Here is a 19,253-nt window from a genome sequence, read left to right as displayed (position 1 = left end):
ATGCCCGCACCCATCAATAAATTTAAGCAGAACATCCGCTTAGGCAATCCGCAGATCGGCCTCTGGGCCGCTCTCGCCAATCCCTACACCACCGAAATCCTCGGCGGTGCCGGATATGATTGGTTGCTCTTGGATGCCGAGCACGCGCCCAACGATGTGCCGGTCCTCATGGCGCAATTGCAGGCTCTGAGCGCATCGCCCAGCCACGCCATTATTCGCCCACCGATCGGGGAAACCTGGGTCATCAAGCAGCTCCTCGATATTGGCGCGCAGACCCTGCTCGTGCCCATGGTCGAAAGCGCTGCTCAAGCCGCTGAACTGGCTCGCGCCATGCGTTACCCACCCTTTGGCGTGCGTGGCGTTGGCGCTGCCTTGGCCCGCGCCTCCAACTTCAATCGTATCCCCGATTATCTGCAAACCGCCAATGATCAGGTCTGCCTTCTCGTCCAGCTCGAAAGCCAAAAGGGCATCGCCGCGCTCGATGAAATCGCCGCTGTCGACGGCGTCGATGGCGTCTTCATCGGCCCCTCCGATCTCGCCGCTGACATGGGCTTTTTAGGCAAACCCGGCGCGCCGGAAGTGCAAGCCGTGGTCGAATCCGCAATTCTGCGCCTCGTCAAACTCGGCAAGCCAGCGGGCATTCTCATCGGCGATCAGGCTCTCGCCCGCCGCTATCTCGAACTCGGCGCCACATTCGTTGCTATCGGCAATGACGTCACCCTGTTCTCGACCGCCGCCTCAAAGCTGCTCACTGAGTTCAAAGCCGGAGCGCCCATCGTCTCCGCAGGCTCCAAAGACCCTTACGGCTAAGGCGAGCACTCCAAATGCAAAAGGCCTCCAACGGGAGGCCTTTTTCTTTGTTGAAATGACTACTTCCCCCACCGTCATTGCCGGGCTTGTCCCGACAATCCAGTCAAACTTAGCGCCGCACTGGATCACCGGGACAAGCCCAGTGATGACGAGAGCTCGCAACCGAATATACCCGAAAAGTCAGCCCTGCCTGAGCATTTCTCACCAGCCCCTCGTTCCTTCGTCTCCCTCCCCTTTGAGGGGAGGGACTAAGGGTGGGGGTAAATCCCCCCAACAGAACTCTCCTCGTGACGACAAAAATTCGTCACCAGCCCAGCGCTCCTTCGTCTCCCTCCCCCTTGAGGGGAGGGATTAAGGGTGGGGGATAAAATCCCCCCAAAACGACTACCCCTGTTTCGCTTCCCAAGCCCGCAGCAGCGCCCGTCCATAATCATTCCCGTTCGGAATACGGGTAATGTGATGGATATGGAATTTGGCTGGCTGTTCATTGGTCAGCCACATGCCGGAGTGATGGTCAAATTCCAGCATGATCACCGGGCTCTGGATACGGAAATAGAACGGGTCTTCGTCCCCGTGTCCGCCGATCCAGCACCAATAGGTTTCATCCAAATGTTTGGAGATCAGCGCCATCTGCGCTTCACGCGCCGCATCCGGCACATGTTCGATAAATGTCTCGATCAGCTTGAGCAGTGCAGCCTGTTGTTCTGCTGAGAACTCACTGGCCCTCACCCCCTCATAGGGGATCACGCGGTTGTCCTGAAACGCCCCGCCAAGGTGGCGTTGGTCGGCGAAGTTGAACCGATCCGGCCCCATCTTTGGGTCTTCCATCAGCTCAAAAATCGTCGCGCGCTGCTTCTGCTCGGCGCTCAGCGATTGCATCAGCGCTAGGCCCTGCCGCTCTTCTTCGGTGAACAGCGCAAAGCAATTGCCATTGCCGCGATCGATCACATTGGGCTCAACGCCCATGAACGTCGGTGAAATCACCATCTGATTGCCCACGATCAGACAGTTGAAGGCAACGTGGTGGCCATAGATATTCCAGCCCCAAGGCGCGGTAAGCGACGGCGTACCAAACATCAGGAAGTGGAAGCTCCACTCGTTCATGATGTTGAGCAGGTCATAAATCTCGCCCAGATAGCGATTGGCCGAGAGCAGGTTCTGCACCTTGGTAAAGCCTACTTCACTCGTGCAGGCCTTAAGCAGCTCTAGGAAAGCATCGCGCGCCGCCTCCGGCATATATTCAAGCCGGACCCCATGGTCGTTGAATGGGATTTCCGGATTATACCAGCCGCGCCATTTGTCATCGTCGCTCTTGTGCGCAATTCCGGCCTGATGCTCGGGCGATAGCGCTGCCAGCATCTTTTCCATAGCCGCGACAGCAGGGGCGGGGTCGAACCCCTGATCTTCCAGCGCAAACAAATCTTCAATGACCGTGCCGTCGGCCGTTACGCCTTTGAACGGCTGGTTGTATCGGCTCTGCCATTCGGCATTGAGCGCAATCGCCCGCTCCGTTTTCAGAATCGGCTGGGCGTAAACGAACGGGTCCAGCCCGCGCGCATTGGCAATTCGAGGCGTATCCAGCGCCAGCATGTAGTCGCGGAAGTTGTTGCTCGCCATGGTTTTCCTCCCAATCTCTGCGTCTAATCGATGGTCTTATACAAAATCGATTTTTTATGCAAAATAGTTTTGCTTGCATCTGATCCCATTTTAGAGGAACAAATAGACCCAATGGAGACTGCCTATGGCGCAAAGCAAAACCGCTGCTGTTTATGAAACCCTCAAAACCGAGCTGCTCGACGGCATGCATACGCCTGGCCAAAAGCTGGCGATTGACCAATTGGCTGCGCGCTTTGGGGTAAACATCGGCGCGGTTCGCGAAGCGCTCTCGCGTCTCACCTCCGATCATTTGGTCACCTCGCAACCGCAAAAGGGGTTTCTCGTCGCCAAGGTGTCGGTGGCCGACATGCTCGACCTCACCGCTGTCAGAACCGACATTGAAACCCGCTGCCTGCGCCGGTCGATTGAGCTGGGGACTTTGGAGTGGGAAGGTCAGATGCTGGGCACATGGCATCAGCTGTCACGCACCACGCCCCTTATTGGCGGCGAGCCCAATATCGAATGGTCGCGTCTCCACCAGAAATTCCACGACGATCTGATTTCCGCTTGTGATTCAGTGTGGTGGCTGCGGTTGCGTTCGCAATTGTTTACCCAAGCTGAGCGCTATCGTCGGATGATCCAGCCCCATCGTCGGGGGGGCCGCGATGTCGATGCCGAACACCGCCAATTGATCGAACTCTGTCTGGCGCGTGACGCCGACGGCGCCTGCGCCGCGCTCACCGAGCACCTGAACAGAACCGCTCAGACGCTGATCACTTATGGCGCACGCTATTTAGACGAAGCTGAAGACGTAACGAAAAAGAACGCTGCATCAGCAGCATAACAGGGAGGCGACTATGTCTGAGGAGACCGTTACCAAGCCCCGCGCACGTCGGGATGAATCGGGTACGCAGTGCATTCACCGCTCCATTGGCGTCATGCGTCTTTTGGCGTCTAGCCCGCGCGAGGGGCTCAAGCTGGTCGACATCGCCTCGATGCTCGATCTTTCGCACCCCACGGCGCATCGCATCCTGAAAGCCCTCGAAGAAGAAGGCGTCGTCGAGCGCGTTCAAGGTTCGCGCCGCTACACCGTTGGCACCGAAGCCGCTTGGCTTGGCCTTGCCGCCAATGAGCGCTTCCCGATCACCTCGGTCGCCGCTCCTGTTCTCGATGGGCTTTCGGCCTCCATCAAGGACACGGTGTTCCTTGCCGTTCCCAGCATCAATGACTCGGTCTATGCCGACCGTCGCACCGGCTCTTATCCGGTGCAGGTGACCACTCTTGCCGTTGGTGCGCGTCGCCCGCTCGGCATCAGCGTTGCCGGTCGCGCCATGATGGCCTTCATGGGAGATCGCAAGATCGAGGCGGTTCTCGCCCAAAACAGCGCTCGCTACGAACCCTATCGCATGACTGCCGAAACCGTCAGCGCCAGTGTTCGGGAAGCGCGCAATGCTGGCTTTCTCTGGGCCGATAGTGTCACCGCCAAGGATCGCCGCGCCCTCTCGGTTCCTGTGCTGAATATGGCCGGAAACCCTGTTGCTGCGCTCAGCGTCATCGCGCCGATCCACCGTCTGCCAGAGGGGCGTATTCCCTCCATCGTGCCTATTCTCAAGCAAGCCGCGGCCGAGATTTCTCAGTCGCTGGTCAAGCGGTCGATAGCCGCCTGATAGACTTATAAAAATTCCACAGGGCGGCCTTCGGGTCGCCCTTTTTTGTGTCGTTGGTGGCTTTGTTTTCGCAATGTGAACAAAGCCCCAAGCGCAAGTTGCGAGCAAGCCGCCCTCACGGAAAAAGTCGTTTCTAAAATACGGCTTACCGCATGGGAGGGGTTCGTATGGCCCAGACGATCGCCAGCGATCTCGAATATAGTTTTGATGGCACACGCATGATTGGCCGCCGCTTTGCGCCTGTTGGGGCAGGGGATGCGCCGGGCGTATTGGTCATTCACGCCGCTCACGGTCTAGGCGAACAGGTTCTCGGCTGCGCCGAACGTGTCGCCGCTTTAGGCTATGCGGTTCTCGCCATCGATCTTTGGGGTGAGCGCAAGCAGATCACCAATCCGGCCGAAATCGGCCCCATGCTGGGCGCGTTTAATGCCAATCCCGACATGTGGATGGGGCGTATCGAAGCTGCGCGTCAGGCGCTGATCGCTTCGGGCAATGTCGATGCCAATCGTATTGCTGTCATGGGCTATTGCTTTGGTGGCTCGTCATCCATCGAATTCGTCCGCTCCGGCGCGCCAATTGCTGGCGCAGTGAGCTTCCACGGTGGTCTCGACAATGTCGGCGATGATTTCACCAAAGCTGGTGCAGATGCCCGCGTTCTCATCCTGACCGGCTCTCAAGATCCGCTCGCCTCCGCAGCCGATCTTGCGCGCATTGAAGCCGGGATGAGTGCTGTTGGCCTCAATTGGGAAACCAATGTCTACGCCAACACCAAGCACGGGTTTACCGAGCCGGATCGCGGTCCCCGCCCACCCTTCGCCGCTTACAATGCCATCGCAGACCGTCGGTCGTGGTCGGCTATGACCGCCTTCCTCGCCGATCTTTTCGCCCACTAAGGATAGCACAATGGATCTTGGTATTGCTGGGCGTAAGGCCCTGGTTTGTGCGTCTTCTCAGGGGTTAGGCTTTGCCTGCGCCACCTCGCTCGCGCGTGAAGGTGTGGCCGTTACCCTCAATGGTCGCAACGCCGAAAAACTTGCCGCCGCAGTTGAAAAGCTCCGCGCTGAAGTGCCGGGCGCTGTGGTTGACTTCATCACCGCCGATCTCACAACTACTGAAGGACGGGCTGCGATCCTATCTGCCCTGCCGCAGGTCGATATCCTGGTCAATAACAACGCTGGCCCCGCGCCTGGCGCTTTGGCCGATTGGTCCGAAGAGGCCATCCTCGGCGCCATCAACGCCAATATGCTTCCCGCTGTGCAGCTCATCCGTGCCTATGTTCCGGGCATGCGCGAGCGCAAGTTTGGCCGCATCATCAACATCACATCGGCCATGGTGAAGTCACCCCATTACATGATGGGCCTCTCGACCTCAGCCCGCGCTGGCCTGACCGCCATTTCCAAAGCCATCAGCCGTGAAGTTGTGGTCGACAACGTCACCATCAACAACATCCTACCCGAGCGTATCGATACGCCGCGTCAGGAGTTCATGGCCGAAAAGCTCTCCAAGATGCATGGCATCACCAAGGAAGAAGCGCGCGCCCGCTCGGTCTCCGAGATCGCTGCCAAGCGCTTTGGTCGACCCGAAGAGTTTGGCGATGCCTGCGCCTATCTCTGCAGCGCTCAGGCCAGCTTTATTTCTGGCCAGAACCTGCAGCTCGACGGCGGCTCTTACGACGGGTTGATCTAATGAACACGCTCGAAAAAGACCTCGCCGACGTCCTCGAAACTGAAGAAGCGCGCCAGCACGCGCTCGTGAAAAACGATCAAGGCGCGCTCGAATGGCTCCTCGCTGACGATCTCGTTCACGTCCATTCCTCGGGTCAGGTCCACACCAAGCCCGAGTTCATGGCGCACCTTAATCGCATGGGCGGCTTCCGCTCCATTGAGCGCGGGCCACTAGACATTCGCGTCGAAGGCGACATCGCCATCGTCACCGGCTCGACCATCAATGGCGTCACCAAGCCCGACACCAGAGAACCGGTCACACTCGAAGGTTTCGCCACCCAAATTCTGCGCCGCGGGCCGAAGGGCTGGCAGATCGTGCTTTCACAACTCACGCCATTTCGCGACGGACCGCAGGGCAAATAGCCCCGTTCCCCGCACAGCTCATTAGCAAGGAATAGACATGAAACTCGCTCGCTTCTCACAAGCGTCGGTCGACGGGGTCCGCATCGGTCGGGTCGAGGGTGACACCATCATCGACCTCTCGGCACTTCTGGGTGTGAATGCCTCGATGCGCCACCTGATTGCCAATCTGGAGGCCCTTAAAGGCCAGCTAGATGCCATCAAAACGCCCATCCACAAACTCTCTGATGTGACGCTTGAAGCGCCCATCAACGACCCGCAAAAATACCTCGCTATCGGCATGAATTATAAGGAACATGCCGAGGAAGCGCGCGCTGCCGGGATCACCATTCCCACCAGCCAGATGTGGTTCAACAAGCAGGTCTCCTGCATCAACGGTCCCTTCGCCCCGGTGGTGAAGTGGGATGCCGTCGAGAAATGCGACTACGAAATCGAACTCGCAGTCGTAATTGGCAAGAAATGTCATCAGGTTAAGCGCGAAGACGCACGTTCCGTCGTCGCTGGTTACATGGTCTCCAACGACGTTTCCGCCCGCGATTGGCTCCCGAAATCCCCGACCTTCACCCTCGGCAAATCCTGGGACACCCATGGCCCAATCGGCCCGTGGATCACCACCGATGATGAAATCGAAGATCCGCTCAACCTTGAGATGAAACTCTGGATTAACAACGAGTTACGCCAGAACCATCGCACCAACGACATGATCTACAACATCTGGGATCAGATCGCTTATCTCACCCAAGTCATGACCCTTGAGCCGGGCGACATCATCGCCACCGGCACGCCGTCCGGCATCGGTGCTCCAAAGGGAATTTTCCTTCAGCCAGGCGATGTTATGCGTCTTGAGATTGAAGGACTTGGCACGATCGAAAACCCTGTCGTCGCCGAAAAGGCCTAAGCTCGAAAACGCCAATTCCGCATTGTGAAATTTTGGTCGCGCGCCGATTGCGGTGGACGCGGCCAATTAACACTATTCAAATTGCCGGTCTGTGTTTTTTATAAATCTGACAGGCACTAACGGGAGGAAGTACCATGTTATCCATTCGCAAGATCGCTCTTGCATCCATCTTCAGTCTGACCCCAGCCGTGGCTTTTGGTCAGGCGATCGAGCTGATTTACAACAACACGCTGCCGCCGTTCAATGAGACCTATCAGGTCGGCATTCGCGATTTTGCATCAGCCATCAACGAAGCCTCCGGCGGCGAAATCAAGGTCACCATCCCAGATGCGCAGCTGGCGCCAGTGGACCGCCAGTACGAAGCCGTCCGTGACGGCATCGTTGATATGGCCCTGATCGACGTGAGCGCGGTCACCCAGCACGTTGTTCTCAACGGCATTGGTGAACTGCCAGGTTTCGCTCCAACCTCCGAGGCCGGCTCGGTTGCTCTTTGGGAAACCTACAAGCAATTCTTTGAAACTGTTGGCGAATGGGACGGCGTGAAGGTTCTGTCGACCCACGTTCTGCCGGGCCGTCAGATCCTCTCGGTGAGCGAATTTGTGCCTGATACTCCAGAAGGCATGCGCGGCGCACGCACTTGGGCGACCTCTGCTACCTTGGCTGTTATCGCGCAGGCATTCGGCGGCGTACCAATGGATACCGCCTATCCCGAACTGCAAGAAAACGTTGAACGCGGTAACCTCGACGTCCTGTTCATCACCCCAGGTTCAGCTGATGGCGCGGGCGTTCGCCCAAGCGTAAAGCACGTGACTAAGATCCCAGGCGGTATCGGCACAGGCTCGTTTGCGGTCATCATTTCCGAAGAGCGTTGGAACGAGTTGACACCTGCTCAACAAGAAATCGTTCTCGCCACTGCTGAAGGTCTGCCACGTCGTCTTGGTCAGGCCAATGACGTCGAAGAAATCGAAACGGCTCCACTCTATGCCGACATTCCAACGACGGAAGTCGAAGGCGAAGCGCTGGCAGCATTCCACGAGGTCCTCGACGCGCAGGAAGCGATGTGGGTTCAACGCGCTGAAGCGGCAGGCCTTGCTGATCCGCAGGCCGCAATCGACTTTTACCAGAGCGTCCTAAAGCGTGAAGCTGGCGAATAAGCCTCACGTTCTCCATTCGGCTCTTCAGGCCTTTGACCTGAGGAGCCGGCCCTTCGGCACAAGCCATGCGCTCTGTGTCCATTCCAGGCAATTTCGCGATGTGGATACGTGCAATGGCTTGGTCTCTAAGGAAAAACCGTAATGATTGACAAGATCAATCACTGGCTGATCGTCCTGCTGAAGTTAGTGTCAGGCTGTGCCATCGTGTTTATGGCGGTGATCGCCTTCGTTGACGCAGGCGGGCGCCAGTTGCACATGCCCATCTTGGGTGCCTATGAGTTCGTCAAGCTCGCCCTCATGCTCTTCTTTTTCGCGTCGATCGGCCTCGTCGTTCGCGACGACTCCCAGATCCGCGTTGGCCTGATGGCAGAACTCTACAAGCCACTGGCGGCCAAGATTGAAGGGCGCATCACCCTCGTCGTTGAGGTGATCGCGATGGCTGGCCTCTCATGGATGATTTTTGACCAAGCCAGCCGCCTTACCCGCTTTGGCACGGTTTCGTCCTTCTTCCACTTCCCCATGGGCCCTTGGGTCTACCTCGGCGCTGTCATGACGCTGATTGGGGTGTGGTTCGCAATATTGAATTTGGGTCGCTGGCGCACGATCGGGGAAAAACCCGTTCGGCAACTGCAGCCCGGTGAGGAGATTTGACGTGGGGGATTCCCTAATTATCGAAATTCTCGTGATCGGAAGCCTACTTGGGCTTATGGTGTTCACGCGAATTCCGCTCGGCTTTATTATGATGTTCTGCGGTGCTGCCGGCATCGCTGCCATGCACCCTCGCGGTATTGGCGCAGGACTCGCCGTAGCCGAACAGCAGATCATGGATCTCGCCCTCAACTATAACTTCTCGGTTCTGCCGCTGTTTATTCTGATGGGCATTTTCGTGGTGAAGGCGGGTCTAGCCGACGAAATGTTCGACGCCGCTCGCGCTTGGCTTGGCCATTATCGGGGTGGCTTGGGCATGGCGACCATTGTTGCCTGCGGTGGCTTCTCGGCCATCTCCACCTCGTCCACTGCCGGTGCGGCCACCATGGGCCACATCTCCATCCCGGCCATGATCAAGGCTAAGTACAACACTGGTCTTGCTGCGGGCGCTGTTGCCGCAGGCGGAACGCTCCTCATTCCACCATCTGGTGCGCTGATCGTTTATGGTCTGGTGACCGAAGAAAGCATCACTGAGCTCTATATCGCGTCGCTGATCCCAGGCTTGCTGCAGCTCGCCTTCTATCTCGTCGTCATGCTGCTCTTTGCTTACATCGTCCCATCCTGGGCTCCTGCTGACTCGCGCGTCAGCTGGAAGGAAAGACTGCGTGCATTGGGCAAAGTCTGGGGCATTGCGGTATTGTTCCTGCTCATTATGGGTGGGCTCATGGCCGGTTGGTTCTCCCCAACAGAGGCAGGTGGTATTGGTGCCGGTGGCGCGCTGATCTTCGCTCTGGCCCGTCGTAAGCTCAACTGGGCCAGCTTTGTCGATGCACTGGCTGACACCGCCAAAATTTCGACCATGATCTTCCTCGTGGCGGCGGGCGCTATGGTGCTGAACCAGTTCATCAATATCTCCGGTATTTCCGGCGATACGGTGAATTTCATCCAGTCGCTCAACCTTGAGCCTTGGCAAGTTATCCTCGGTCTCGTGTTCTTCTATATAGTGCTTGGCACGTTGATGGACGGCTATGCGATGATCCTTCTGACCGTGCCAGTAATTGTACCAGTGGTTCAGGAACTCGGCTTCGATCTCGTCTGGTGGGGCGTGATCACGGTCATTCTGGTCGAGTTGAGCCTCATCTCTCCACCGGTTGGCCTCAACGTGTTCGTCCTGCGCTCTGTCTTACCAAACGTACCGCTGAGTGCGCTGTGGCGCGGCATGTATGCCTTCATCGCCGCCGACACGGTCCGCGTGCTCCTGCTGATCGCGTTCCCGGCTCTTGTGCTGTGGTTGCCGTCGTTTACCGGTGGCAACGGGTAGCGCTATCAAACAGCGTAACGCACTTAAGGATGCGGCCATCTTGGTGGTCGCATCCTTTGTTTTTCAAGGACTTAGCTTCTATCGCGAGCTTGCATGGCTGCATTCCGCCAGATCGCCTCAGAGGCCTCACGAGAGCCCGCGTTCAGCGCGTCAATAATGTGAGGAAGGCGGCCGTCGTCGAGGCGGGACCGCGTCCCGATCACGCTAATCGCGGCGATAGCATTGCCCGCCATATCTCTTACGGGCGCAGTGATCGCACGTGTATCGCGGACGGTCAGCCCTTCGCTTACCAAATGGCCTCGCTCCCGCACAGAAGCGATCTGATGGCGGAGCCCATTTTGCTCGTCTGCGTCCGCTGCCGCGATAATGGGTTCAACCAGACGGTCCGGCAAATAAGCGAGCATTGTTAGGCCGGCGGGGGTGGTTTGTAAGGGCATTCTGGAGCCCACAGCGGCAGACGTGACTCGAATTGGCAGCTTGCCATTCCGTCGCTCAACGCAAACGGAATAGACGCCACTGCGCACACTCATGATGACGGTGTCGCCGACCCCATTGGCGATAGTGCTCAGTGCTGGCGCGACAAGCGAGAGAAGCGGGAAGCGTTGCGCGGCACGTAGCCCGAGCCACACCATCTCGACACCAATCACATAGCGCCGAGAATCTGCGCTGCGCTCCACCAGCCCTTGCTCTTCTAAGGCGCGCAAAATGCGATAGGCAGTCGGGTGCGACAGGCCTGTGGCCTCGGCAATATCGATCAGTTTCATACCGTTACGCGGTCCTGCCGATAGGACTCGGACGATATGCAGTGCGCGGTGAATAGCTTGCGCCCCGCCAGAACTTGTATCTGGTTTCAGTTGGGCCAATGGCGGCTTCCGCTCGCCATCTTCAGTATGTTCGCTCATGCGTTTCGTTCCTCCCGCGCCGCTGCGTGGCATGGCCACAGCGCGATCCCTAAGGCATCGTATCAGCAGCGCTCGGCTCTGCCATACATGCTTTCAGGAATTCTGCTCATTCCCCATACCTATTTCCAGCCAACTCAATGGGCTCACGCGACCGACCTTGTCAGTCTCCGTCGTGATGAAGTCTTCAATGTGAAGGGGGAAGGGGGCGCTCGACGCACTCTTTGGCGGAGCCGAATGGTGACGGTGCCCAGTGTGTTGCCGGGCACCGTTAAAGTCATTTAGTCAGAGACGAGGTCTCAGTCGTTGTCGTTCTCGAGGCGGAACATCTTGTCGCCTTCGCGCGACGACAGCAGGCCAGTCTTAGAGTAGAGGTCCAGCTTGGCGCGGGTGTCGACGATGTCGAGATTGCGCATGGTCAACTGACCGATACGGTCCGCAGGTGAGAACGGCGCGTCTTCGACCTTTTCCATGCTCAGGCGTTCTGGAGCATAGGTCAGGTTCGGGCTCTCGGTGTTGAGGATCGAATAGTCGTTGCCACGACGCAGTTCGAGCGTCACTTCACCAGTAATCGCCTGTGCAACCCAGCGCTGAGCGGTTTCGCGCAGCATGAGGGCCTGCGAGTCAAACCAACGGCCCTGATAGAGCAGGCGACCGAGACGCAGCCCATTGATGCGATACTGCTCAATGGTGTCTTCGTTGTGAATGCCGGTGACGAGGCGTTCGTATGCAATGTGCAGCAGCGCCATGCCTGGTGCTTCGTAGATGCCGCGGCTCTTGGCTTCGATGATGCGGTTTTCGATCTGGTCGCTCATCCCGAGGCCGTGACGGCCACCGATGGCATTGGCTTCGTAGAAGAGGGCGACTGGATCGGTGAAGGTCTGACCGTTGAGTGCAACAGGCTGGCCTTCAACGAAGCGGACCACAACCTTCTCGGCCTTGACGGGCTCTTCGTCCTTCCAGAACGGCACGCCCATGATCGGGCTAACGATTTTGATGCCGCTATCGAGGCTTTCGAGATCCTTGGCTTCGTGGGTGGCGCCCAGCAGATTGCTGTCGGTCGAATAGGCCTTCTCGGCGCTCATCTTGTAAGCAAAGCCGCTGGATGTCATGAACGCCGACATTTCAGCGCGACCGCCGAGCTCGTCGATGAATTGCTGATCCAGCCAAGGCTTGTAGATGCGCAGGTTCGGGTTGGTCAGCAGGCCATAGCGATAGAAACGCTCAATGTCATTGCCCTTGAAGGTCGAGCCGTCGCCCCAAATGTTGACGCCATCTTCCTTCATCGCCGACACCAGCATGGTGCCGGTTACGGCGCGGCCAAGCGGGGTGGTGTTGAAATAGGTAACGCCGCCGGTCGAAACGTGGAACGCGTTAGCCTGAATGGCCGCGATGCCTTCGTGAACGAGCTGGGTCCGGCAATCAACGAGGCGTGCTTCCTCGGCGCCAAATTCCATGGCCTTGCGCGGAATCTCGTCATAATCGGCTTCGTCTGGCTGGCCGAGGTTCGCGGTGTAGGCGTAAACCTTCGCGCCCTTTTGCTTCATCCAAAGCAGGGCAGCGCTGGTGTCCAGACCACCGGAGAAAGCGATACCAACTTTCTCACCCTTGGGCAGGTTTTTAAGAATTGTACTCACGGGTGGATTCCAGTCGGCTTGATTGAAATGATGTTCGCCGCGAATACCAAATCTCGCGCCACCCGCCAAGGGTGCGTATGGCCGCGTTGCATGATCAATACGTGTGATGGCCGCTGACGGGATGCCGTGGCTGAGGTGATCAAGCCACGGCAAATGGTACAAGCGCGTTTAGGAAGCAGCTTCTAATACGTGCAGCGACCGCCGGAGAGGTCGAACACCGACGCCGTCGTAAAGCTATTGTCCTTCGAAACCAGCCAAGCCACCATGGCGGCCGCTTCATCGACTTCAAGGAACCGCCCACGCGGAATGCGCACGAGCATGTAGTTGATAAACTCCTCGGTCAGCGTTTCGAGGATGCGGGTTTTGGCTGTCGCAGGGGTAATGCAGTTCACTGCAATGTCGTACTTCGCCAGTTCCTTGCCGAGTGACTTGGTCAAGCCAATGACCCCTGCCTTGGCCGCAGAATAGGCCGACAGATTGGGATTTCCTTCCTTACCGGCCACGGAGGAAATGTTGACGATACGCCCGTAATTCCGCGCTTTCATCGAGGGTATAACGACCTTGTTGACGTAAAAGGTGCCATTGAGGTTGATCTCGACTACCCGCCGCCATTCATCGGGATCATAGTCCTCCAATGGTGCGTTGTTTCCGGCAATGCCTGCGGAATTGACGAGGATCGAAACGGGTCCGACTTCGCCTTCGACTTCCGCATGAACCTTCATCAGGCCCGCCAGATCGGTGATGTCGACGACCTTACTCGACGCGCCCGCGCCGAGCGCTGTGACTGCCTTGTCGAGAAGCGCCGCATCGCGGTCCCACAAGCTCACCTTAGCGCCGGAGGCCAGAATGCGTTGGGCCATAGCAAAGCCGAGCCCTTGCGCCCCGCCGGTGATCACGGCGACTTGGCCGTTAAGATCAATGTTGTTCAATTTTCTCTTCCCAAAACGAGGAGGCCCGGTTGACCCGGGCCTTTAGTGTTTAGAGGCGTACGACTTCGCCAGTATGGATTGACTCATCTGCAGCCAGAACGATGCGCAGGCTATTCACCCCGTCGTTCATATGTGCGCTCAAGTCCAAATCTTCGGTGATGGCCTTGAGCAGGTAGCGCTGCTCGCGTTCACACAGGTCATCGTGATCTGGTTCATCGGTCATGTCGATCCGCTCGTCTGGGCGGGTCATGTCGGCGTAGTGGCGCAGGATTTGATTGGTCTTAGTGTGGGCGTTGATATCGTCCGATTTCACGCCCGAAGCATTCTCTGCCATGACGATGGAGACCGAACCCTTTGGCCCGAACACGTCTTTCACAAAGAATGCTGTCTCGCTGACCATCGGGCCCCAGCCAGCTTCGTACCAGCCAACGGACCCATCATCGAACTGCACCTGCAGCATGCCGTAGTTTTGCTTGGCCACTTCGTCGGTCAGACGAGCGCCAATGGCGTGGACTTTCACCGGCTTGGCGTCAGTCATCTGACACATGACGTCAACATAGTGCACGCCGCAGTCAACGATTGGCGGGAAGCTGTCCATAAGCCGCTTGTGCCACGACCAGGTTTCGCCATTCGACTGTTGGTTGAGGTTCATGCGGAAAACCAGCGGCGTGCCCAATTCGCGCGCGATTTCAATGAACTTCGTCCAACTCGGGTGCTGGCGGAGAATATAACCGATGACGAGTTTCTTGCCGGTCTGTCGTGCGACCTCGACCACCTTTTCTGCGTCAGCCACGGTGAGCGCCATTGGCTTTTCGACAAAGACATGGGCGCCAGCCTGCATGGCTTTGATGGCATAAGGAGCATGGGTGTCGGGCAGGGTGTTGATCGAGACAACATCTGGTTTGAGTTCCGCCAGCGCGGTCTCAAAATCATTGTAGCGTGCCGCGCCTGACAGCGCGTCAGGCAGTGACAGGCTTTCAATATGCCGCGTGCAAACGCCAGCCACCTCAAAGCCATCAATACGCGTGTAGGCGAGAGCATGGCTCATGCCCATATTGCCTAATCCTACAACCAGAACACGCAAAGCGCTCATGGTTAGCCTCCTCAACGAATATGAATAATAGTTCCCGTTCGGGCGGACTCCTCAGCCGCCAGACAGGCTTGCAATGCACCGGCGGCGTCCTCTGGTCGACCAACATCAGGTTGTTCGCCAGCAAGCGCTTTCCGAGTGAAGTAGTCGAACTCGTCTCGTAGCGCTCCTCCTCGAACGCCGTCGAACATCGGCCAATAGGTCGTGTCCGGACTGTGCAATTTGTTGTTATCGACTATCGCCAGATTGGGGAAGGTATCCTGAATATGGATGATGCCTTCCGTGCCGATAATCGACATGCGCTCGTCGATGTCGAAGGGGGTCTTTTCCGGCATGCACCACACGGTTTCCAGTGTTGCCGTCGCGCCGCCTGCAAAGCGGAACATCGTCTGGCCGATATCGGGATGCTTGAGATTGCGCAGCGAGGTGGTTTGAGCATAGGCGGAGACGATCTTGTCGCCCGTCAGCCAAAGCATGATGTCCGTGTCGTGGATCGCATCGCCAACGATGGGACCAATCTTTTGCAGGATCGTCGGCGTCCAAGAGGCCGGAATATTGCGGCGTGAGGAGAGGGCAATGATCTTGCCGATGCGCCCCTCGTCGATCGCTTGCTTGGCCATACGATAGCGCGGATTGAACCGAACCACGTGGCCAATGAACAAAATGCCCTTGGACGTTTTGGACGCTTCCACGATTTTCTGTGCGTCTTCGACGTTAGAGGCAATCGGCTTTTCCAGGAAGACGTGCTTGCCAGCCTTGAGTGCCGCGATTGCAGGTTCGGTATGTTGGTCCCACATCGTGCAGATTGAGACGGCGTCGATGTCTGGGTCGGCGAGCATGTCGTTGTAGTCAGCGTAGAGCTTGCTAACGCCAAACTTTTTGCCCAGTTCAGCCAATCGATCCGGCGTGCGCGTGCACAGCGCGTCGAGCTTTAGGTTGGGGATGCCCATGATCGTTTCGGCGTGGATCTCCCCAAACCAGCCCAGCCCAATAATGCCAATTCGTAATTGTGACATTGTTCGTCTCCCCTCAAAGATCCTCGAGCGTAAGCTCGCGAGTCATCACGATATTTCCTGAACTGAGGCCGCAATCGACCGGGATGACGGCCCCTGAAACGGCGCTCGCTGCATCCGACGCCAAAAAGCCCACCACAGAAGCGACCTCTTCAGGTTCGACAATCCGTCCCAAGGGATACCAACGCTCTAGGGTCTTGAGGACATCAGGGTCCTTTTGCGCTCGTTCCCGCCACAGCGGCGTGCGCACTGTCCCCGGCATGACGCAGTTGGAGCGGATGCCGAACTTGCCCAATTCTTGCGCAAGCGTCCGGGTCATGGAGATCATGCCCGCCTTGGCGGCGGAATACGCCGGGTCGCCGAGAGCACTTTGGCCGTTGACCGAGGCAACGTTGATAATAACGCCGGACTTCTGCCGCTTCATCCGCTCTGCCGCGGCGTGGGCGCAAAAGAAAGCGCCGTTGAGATTGCCATTGATCTCTTCGGTCCAGCTCTCTGGGTTTGTGAGCCGTAAAACGTGATGATTGGAATAGCCCGCATTGTTGATCAGCACGTCGACCTGCGGGATTTCGCTGAAGGCCGTCTCCACAGCCTCTGCATCGCCAATGTCGAGCCGCAGAAAGCGGGCTTTCGCTCCGGCATCCTCGAGTGAACTCATGGCGCCGCCCGAGGTTATGGATTTGTCGATCCCCACAACCTCGGCACCTCGGGCCCCGAACCAGTGGGCAAGGCAAAGGCCTATCCCGCCAGCCGCTCCAGTGATCACGACAGTTTTGTTCGAAAACTCAGCCATCACGGAACCCGCGCCAAAGCTTCGCCGATCCACTCAAGGTTGCGGCGGCGCTGGTGGCCCCAATTGTAGAACGCGATGTCGGTCACTCCACCGGCAACCAGAATATCGACGGCCGAAAGGAATTCCGCTTTGCTTTCAATGTCCGGATAGCTCGGGCGAAGAATGCCGCGGATCGTCGTGTTCGTTGGAACTCTATGTTTCAGGTCGAACAGGTCAGTGGCTATCCGAGCAGCTTTGGGCTCGTAAAAGCACGCTTCGATAATGCCTGTCGTTTCGCCAATGGCCTTGAGGTCGGTCCCTTCGTACCACGCCCCACCCGTGGGGCGAGCGACAGATGGGATGATGGCAACATCGACGTCCTGCCGAACCGCCTCGCGTATCTCCGCGATAAGGCTGGTGACCTGGCCGGCGCGAAAATCGAGATAGGTGCGAAGATCTTTATTGGTCGCGATTTCCGCCAACCAGAAGGCTCGGCCCATATCGTCGGGAATATCGACATCGCTCTGCAAAAAGCTATCGATGCGGTTTGCGACATAGGCTTTCAAGCGGTGCGCATCAAAACCCTGTTTGGACGCAGCGCTGACGCAGTGATCGCAAAAGCACAGACCCATCAGACCCTCAAACATAGGGTCCTGACGCACAAAGCTCATCTCGTGGTGATAGCCATGGGCATAAGGCGTAAAGCCGGGCGCTTCGAGGGAGAGACCGGTAACAGAGTAGTTTTCTGTCACATCGACGCAAAGGCCTACCGCATAGGCTCTGGCCTCTGGGGCGCTAGGGCATAGATTGTAGAAATAGGGGTCGCCGAAGGCGTTCCGGACCACTGCATTCGGGTGCTTCATGCCCAAGGCCGTGTTGTGCAGCAGCACCATCCAGACGTTGATGTCTAGTCTGCCGTCGTCACAAAGCTCTTGAAGAATGTCCCGCTCGGCCAAAAGCGAGTTCGGCAAAGGCTTAATCTCACCATAGCGATCATCGTCGTGGCGGAAGTAAGCAGTTCCGTCTTCAGGGAAATAGACCTTCCCCGATTTGCCCTGTGGCCGCAGAAACTTCCCAGCGTGGTAGGTGCCTGCGATCGAGATCGTGTTGAGACCCATATTTTTGAACGCAGAGATGGACTCGGTGACACCGTGGTCCGCAAAATCCCAAGCATAGGTCAGAATGGCTTTGTAGCTCATTGTCCGAACCAGCCGTCCTTGAGGTAACGCATATATTCAAAGACCATTCCGTGCTTGAGCACGAAAGCGACTTGAAGAAAGTCCCCGACGACGAAAGGCGGGATCAGCACTTCGTCAGCCTCAGCGAGACGTTTCTCCATATCGTCGATCCGATAGGCAACATGAGGATTGTTTTTGACAATCTCTGGGGTTGGGCTATCCGGCTCGTAGCGCAGAAACTCGATATGTTCCGGGTGATTGCGCGGGTTTGTCACCCACAAGCGCGATTGCTCGACCCAGTCTTCTTTCGGCTGTTTTGTGGTTGTTGTGATGCCAACATGGTCAAATTCGAACACAGCGATGCCTCGTCGGTTTAGAAGGGGCGGGGAGTGACCCCGCCCTCAGGCTTGATCAGAGGGTGGCTTCAATCGCTGCGATGTCGACGGCTTTGTACTCGTCGCGCAGCTCAAAACCTTCGGCATCGGCTTTGACCTTGGCGTGGTCAAAGTCATTAGCGCCGTCAATCAACGCATTGGTCACGACATCACCGGCCTTCAATGGCTGCGATATCTGACCGATCTTGTGGATGGCGTCGAAATACGACTGCCAGCTGTCCTCGAGGTGGAGACCCCACTTGCCGCGCTTGTCCCAGTGAGCGTGCATCAAGCCACTCTGCTGCATAAGGGACTCGACGGCGGTTGCAGGATCCATCTGAGTTGCCAAACCAGGGAACTCATCCATTGCGATCTGGGTCGCTGCGGCAGGGTTCAACCAGCCAAACTCAAGGCCCATCGACCAGCCACGCAGATACTTCGTATAGGTCTCGACTAGCGCTGGGTCGTCGAGGTCTTTCGCGCGAATAACGAAGCTGTTGGCAGGGAAAACCGAAGCGTTTTTGCCGAGCAGATAGTCGAAGTCGAAGCCTTGTCCACGCCACTGGGCGCGCAAGCCTTCCCAAGTCAGAGCTGCGTCCGCCTGGCCTTGGGCGAGCGACTGTCCCCAACCGGCCACTTCCACATACTTGATCGTGGAGAGGTCGACACCGGCTGCCGCCAACATTGGGTCGGCGATAGACTGCCAGCCAGCAGAACCCAGAACGATGGTCATGCCTTCCATGCCCTTGAGGTCGGCAGGGGCCTTGCCCTTTTGGAACGCAAAGTCGAACACGTCGCCAGCCATGATGTGGAAGACGGACTTGAGCTTCATGCCTTGTTCTAGGCCAAGAGAAAGCACGCCGGGCGATGGGTAACCGAAATCGGACTGGTTCTGGTCAACCAACTTGATTGCCGCTGTTGCGTCTGGTGGACCAGCTTCAACGGAGGTGTCGAGATCGCCGAAGTAGCCCATGCGCTTTGCCACCCAATAGGCGAAGTCGTCGACGACTTCCAAAGAGCCGCGTGGCGAAACCCAACGGATTGGACCGCTTTGCGCGAAGGCGCGAGTGTTCATTCCGATCGCCGACAAGGCAACGCCTGCGGCGGAGATTTGAAGCATGCGGCGACGGTTTAGCGTAGTTGTAGTCAGCAGATTGGACATAGATTTCCTCCCATATGTCCG

The 19,253-nt window shown here is 57.5% G+C and carries 20 protein-coding genes; 10 read left to right on the top strand and 10 right to left on the bottom strand.

Features of this window, described 5'->3' with window-relative positions:
• Complete coding sequence (gene hpaI, locus JHC09_RS02830) at positions 1-810, top strand: 4-hydroxy-2-oxoheptanedioate aldolase (protein ID WP_199530706.1); 810 nt, start codon at positions 1-3, stop codon at positions 808-810.
• 384 nt (positions 811-1,194) lie between these two features.
• On the opposite strand, the gene JHC09_RS02825 is transcribed toward hpaI, so the two are convergent.
• A complete protein-coding gene (locus JHC09_RS02825) occupies positions 1,195-2,427 on the bottom strand; it encodes a DUF3500 domain-containing protein (RefSeq protein ID WP_199530705.1) in 1,233 nt (410 codons plus the stop codon).
• Between the two features lie 124 nt (positions 2,428-2,551).
• Between JHC09_RS02825 and JHC09_RS02820 the strand changes: the two genes are divergently transcribed.
• The 9 genes from JHC09_RS02820 (at position 2,552) to JHC09_RS02780 (ending at position 10,178) form a co-directional block, all read left to right on the top strand.
• A complete protein-coding gene (locus tag JHC09_RS02820) occupies positions 2,552-3,250 on the top strand; it encodes an FCD domain-containing protein (RefSeq protein WP_169196286.1) in 699 nt (232 codons plus the stop codon).
• A 13-nt stretch (positions 3,251-3,263) separates the two neighbouring features.
• Complete coding sequence (locus JHC09_RS02815) at positions 3,264-4,073, top strand: IclR family transcriptional regulator (RefSeq protein WP_199530704.1); 810 nt, start codon at positions 3,264-3,266, stop codon at positions 4,071-4,073.
• A gap of 167 nt (positions 4,074-4,240) precedes the next feature.
• Positions 4,241-4,966, top strand: coding sequence for a dienelactone hydrolase family protein (locus JHC09_RS02810; RefSeq protein WP_199530703.1), 726 nt, complete (start codon positions 4,241-4,243; stop codon positions 4,964-4,966).
• A gap of 10 nt (positions 4,967-4,976) precedes the next feature.
• Complete coding sequence (locus JHC09_RS02805) at positions 4,977-5,759, top strand: SDR family oxidoreductase (RefSeq protein ID WP_199530702.1); 783 nt, start codon at positions 4,977-4,979, stop codon at positions 5,757-5,759.
• Entirely contained in the window at positions 5,759-6,160 is a 402-nt protein-coding gene (locus JHC09_RS02800) for a nuclear transport factor 2 family protein (RefSeq protein WP_199530701.1), read from the top strand. The genes JHC09_RS02805 and JHC09_RS02800 overlap by 1 nt, the downstream gene beginning before the upstream one ends.
• Positions 6,161-6,197: 37 nt before the next feature.
• Complete coding sequence (locus tag JHC09_RS02795) at positions 6,198-7,055, top strand: fumarylacetoacetate hydrolase family protein (protein WP_199530700.1); 858 nt, start codon at positions 6,198-6,200, stop codon at positions 7,053-7,055.
• 134 nt (positions 7,056-7,189) lie between these two features.
• Complete coding sequence (locus tag JHC09_RS02790) at positions 7,190-8,209, top strand: hypothetical protein (RefSeq protein ID WP_199530699.1); 1,020 nt, start codon at positions 7,190-7,192, stop codon at positions 8,207-8,209.
• Positions 8,210-8,350: 141 nt separating this feature from the next.
• Positions 8,351-8,860 (top strand): TRAP transporter small permease subunit, encoded by a 510-nt coding sequence (locus JHC09_RS02785; protein WP_199530698.1) that lies wholly within the window; start codon positions 8,351-8,353, stop codon positions 8,858-8,860.
• Position 8,861: 1 nt separating this feature from the next.
• Positions 8,862-10,178, top strand: a complete 1,317-nt coding sequence (locus JHC09_RS02780; RefSeq protein WP_199530697.1) for a TRAP transporter large permease — start codon at positions 8,862-8,864, stop codon at positions 10,176-10,178.
• Positions 10,179-10,249: 71 nt separating this feature from the next.
• Here the strand turns inward: JHC09_RS02780 and JHC09_RS02775 are convergent, their stop codons facing one another.
• The 9 genes from JHC09_RS02775 to JHC09_RS02735 form a co-directional block, all read right to left on the bottom strand.
• Positions 10,250-11,080: an IclR family transcriptional regulator gene (locus JHC09_RS02775; RefSeq protein ID WP_199530696.1), complete on the bottom strand. Its 831-nt coding sequence runs from the start codon at positions 11,078-11,080 to the stop codon at positions 10,250-10,252.
• Positions 11,081-11,376: 296 nt separating this feature from the next.
• Complete coding sequence (gene argG, locus JHC09_RS02770) at positions 11,377-12,714, bottom strand: argininosuccinate synthase (protein WP_169196296.1); 1,338 nt, start codon at positions 12,712-12,714, stop codon at positions 11,377-11,379.
• 182 nt (positions 12,715-12,896) lie between these two features.
• Entirely contained in the window at positions 12,897-13,643 is a 747-nt protein-coding gene (locus JHC09_RS02765) for an SDR family NAD(P)-dependent oxidoreductase (RefSeq protein WP_199530695.1), read from the bottom strand.
• A 49-nt stretch (positions 13,644-13,692) separates the two neighbouring features.
• On the bottom strand, positions 13,693-14,736 hold the full coding sequence (locus tag JHC09_RS02760; protein ID WP_169196298.1) for a Gfo/Idh/MocA family oxidoreductase: 1,044 nt from the start codon (positions 14,734-14,736) through the stop codon (positions 13,693-13,695).
• An 11-nt stretch (positions 14,737-14,747) separates the two neighbouring features.
• Positions 14,748-15,749 (bottom strand): Gfo/Idh/MocA family oxidoreductase, encoded by a 1,002-nt coding sequence (locus JHC09_RS02755; protein WP_199530694.1) that lies wholly within the window; start codon positions 15,747-15,749, stop codon positions 14,748-14,750.
• A gap of 13 nt (positions 15,750-15,762) precedes the next feature.
• Positions 15,763-16,539, bottom strand: a complete 777-nt coding sequence (locus tag JHC09_RS02750) for an SDR family oxidoreductase (RefSeq protein WP_199530693.1) — start codon at positions 16,537-16,539, stop codon at positions 15,763-15,765.
• A complete protein-coding gene (locus tag JHC09_RS02745) occupies positions 16,539-17,717 on the bottom strand; it encodes a hypothetical protein (protein WP_199530692.1) in 1,179 nt (392 codons plus the stop codon). The genes JHC09_RS02750 and JHC09_RS02745 overlap by 1 nt, the downstream gene beginning before the upstream one ends.
• Positions 17,714-18,052 carry a hypothetical protein gene (locus JHC09_RS02740; RefSeq protein WP_169196302.1) on the bottom strand — a complete coding sequence of 113 codons (339 nt, stop codon included), beginning with the start codon at positions 18,050-18,052 and terminating at the stop codon, positions 17,714-17,716. Before JHC09_RS02740 ends, JHC09_RS02745 begins: the two co-directional genes overlap by 4 nt.
• A gap of 55 nt (positions 18,053-18,107) precedes the next feature.
• Positions 18,108-19,232, bottom strand: a complete 1,125-nt coding sequence (locus JHC09_RS02735) for an ABC transporter substrate-binding protein (protein ID WP_199530691.1) — start codon at positions 19,230-19,232, stop codon at positions 18,108-18,110.
• Positions 19,233-19,253: the final 21 nt, after the last annotated feature.

Source organism: Devosia sp. MC532 (genome assembly GCF_016461625.1).
Lineage (GTDB): Bacteria > Pseudomonadota > Alphaproteobacteria > Rhizobiales > Devosiaceae > Devosia.
Note: the sequence above shows the minus strand (reverse complement) of the source record. Positions and strands in the feature narration are given on the sequence as shown.

What these genes read in the sequence shown, in the direction of transcription:
- JHC09_RS02820 (WP_169196286.1), top strand. Translation starts at nt 2,552, where the DNA reads ATGGCGCAAAGCAAAACCGCTGCTGTTTATGAAACCCTCAAAACCGAG.
- JHC09_RS02810 (WP_199530703.1), top strand. Translation starts at nt 4,241, where the DNA reads ATGGCCCAGACGATCGCCAGCGATCTCGAATATAGTTTTGATGGCACA.
- JHC09_RS02745 (WP_199530692.1), bottom strand. Translation starts at nt 17,717, where the DNA reads ATGAGCTACAAAGCCATTCTGACCTATGCTTGGGATTTTGCGGACCAC.
- JHC09_RS02760 (WP_169196298.1), bottom strand. Translation starts at nt 14,736, where the DNA reads ATGAGCGCTTTGCGTGTTCTGGTTGTAGGATTAGGCAATATGGGCATG.
- JHC09_RS02800 (WP_199530701.1), top strand. Translation starts at nt 5,759, where the DNA reads ATGAACACGCTCGAAAAAGACCTCGCCGACGTCCTCGAAACTGAAGAA.
- JHC09_RS02815 (WP_199530704.1), top strand. Translation starts at nt 3,264, where the DNA reads ATGTCTGAGGAGACCGTTACCAAGCCCCGCGCACGTCGGGATGAATCG.
- JHC09_RS02825 (WP_199530705.1), bottom strand. Translation starts at nt 2,427, where the DNA reads ATGGCGAGCAACAACTTCCGCGACTACATGCTGGCGCTGGATACGCCT.
- JHC09_RS02785 (WP_199530698.1), top strand. Translation starts at nt 8,351, where the DNA reads ATGATTGACAAGATCAATCACTGGCTGATCGTCCTGCTGAAGTTAGTG.
- JHC09_RS02735 (WP_199530691.1), bottom strand. Translation starts at nt 19,232, where the DNA reads ATGTCCAATCTGCTGACTACAACTACGCTAAACCGTCGCCGCATGCTT.
- hpaI (WP_199530706.1), top strand. Translation starts at nt 1, where the DNA reads ATGCCCGCACCCATCAATAAATTTAAGCAGAACATCCGCTTAGGCAAT.
- JHC09_RS02805 (WP_199530702.1), top strand. Translation starts at nt 4,977, where the DNA reads ATGGATCTTGGTATTGCTGGGCGTAAGGCCCTGGTTTGTGCGTCTTCT.
- JHC09_RS02750 (WP_199530693.1), bottom strand. Translation starts at nt 16,539, where the DNA reads ATGGCTGAGTTTTCGAACAAAACTGTCGTGATCACTGGAGCGGCTGGC.
- JHC09_RS02755 (WP_199530694.1), bottom strand. Translation starts at nt 15,749, where the DNA reads ATGTCACAATTACGAATTGGCATTATTGGGCTGGGCTGGTTTGGGGAG.
- JHC09_RS02795 (WP_199530700.1), top strand. Translation starts at nt 6,198, where the DNA reads ATGAAACTCGCTCGCTTCTCACAAGCGTCGGTCGACGGGGTCCGCATC.
- JHC09_RS02790 (WP_199530699.1), top strand. Translation starts at nt 7,190, where the DNA reads ATGTTATCCATTCGCAAGATCGCTCTTGCATCCATCTTCAGTCTGACC.
- JHC09_RS02775 (WP_199530696.1), bottom strand. Translation starts at nt 11,080, where the DNA reads ATGAGCGAACATACTGAAGATGGCGAGCGGAAGCCGCCATTGGCCCAA.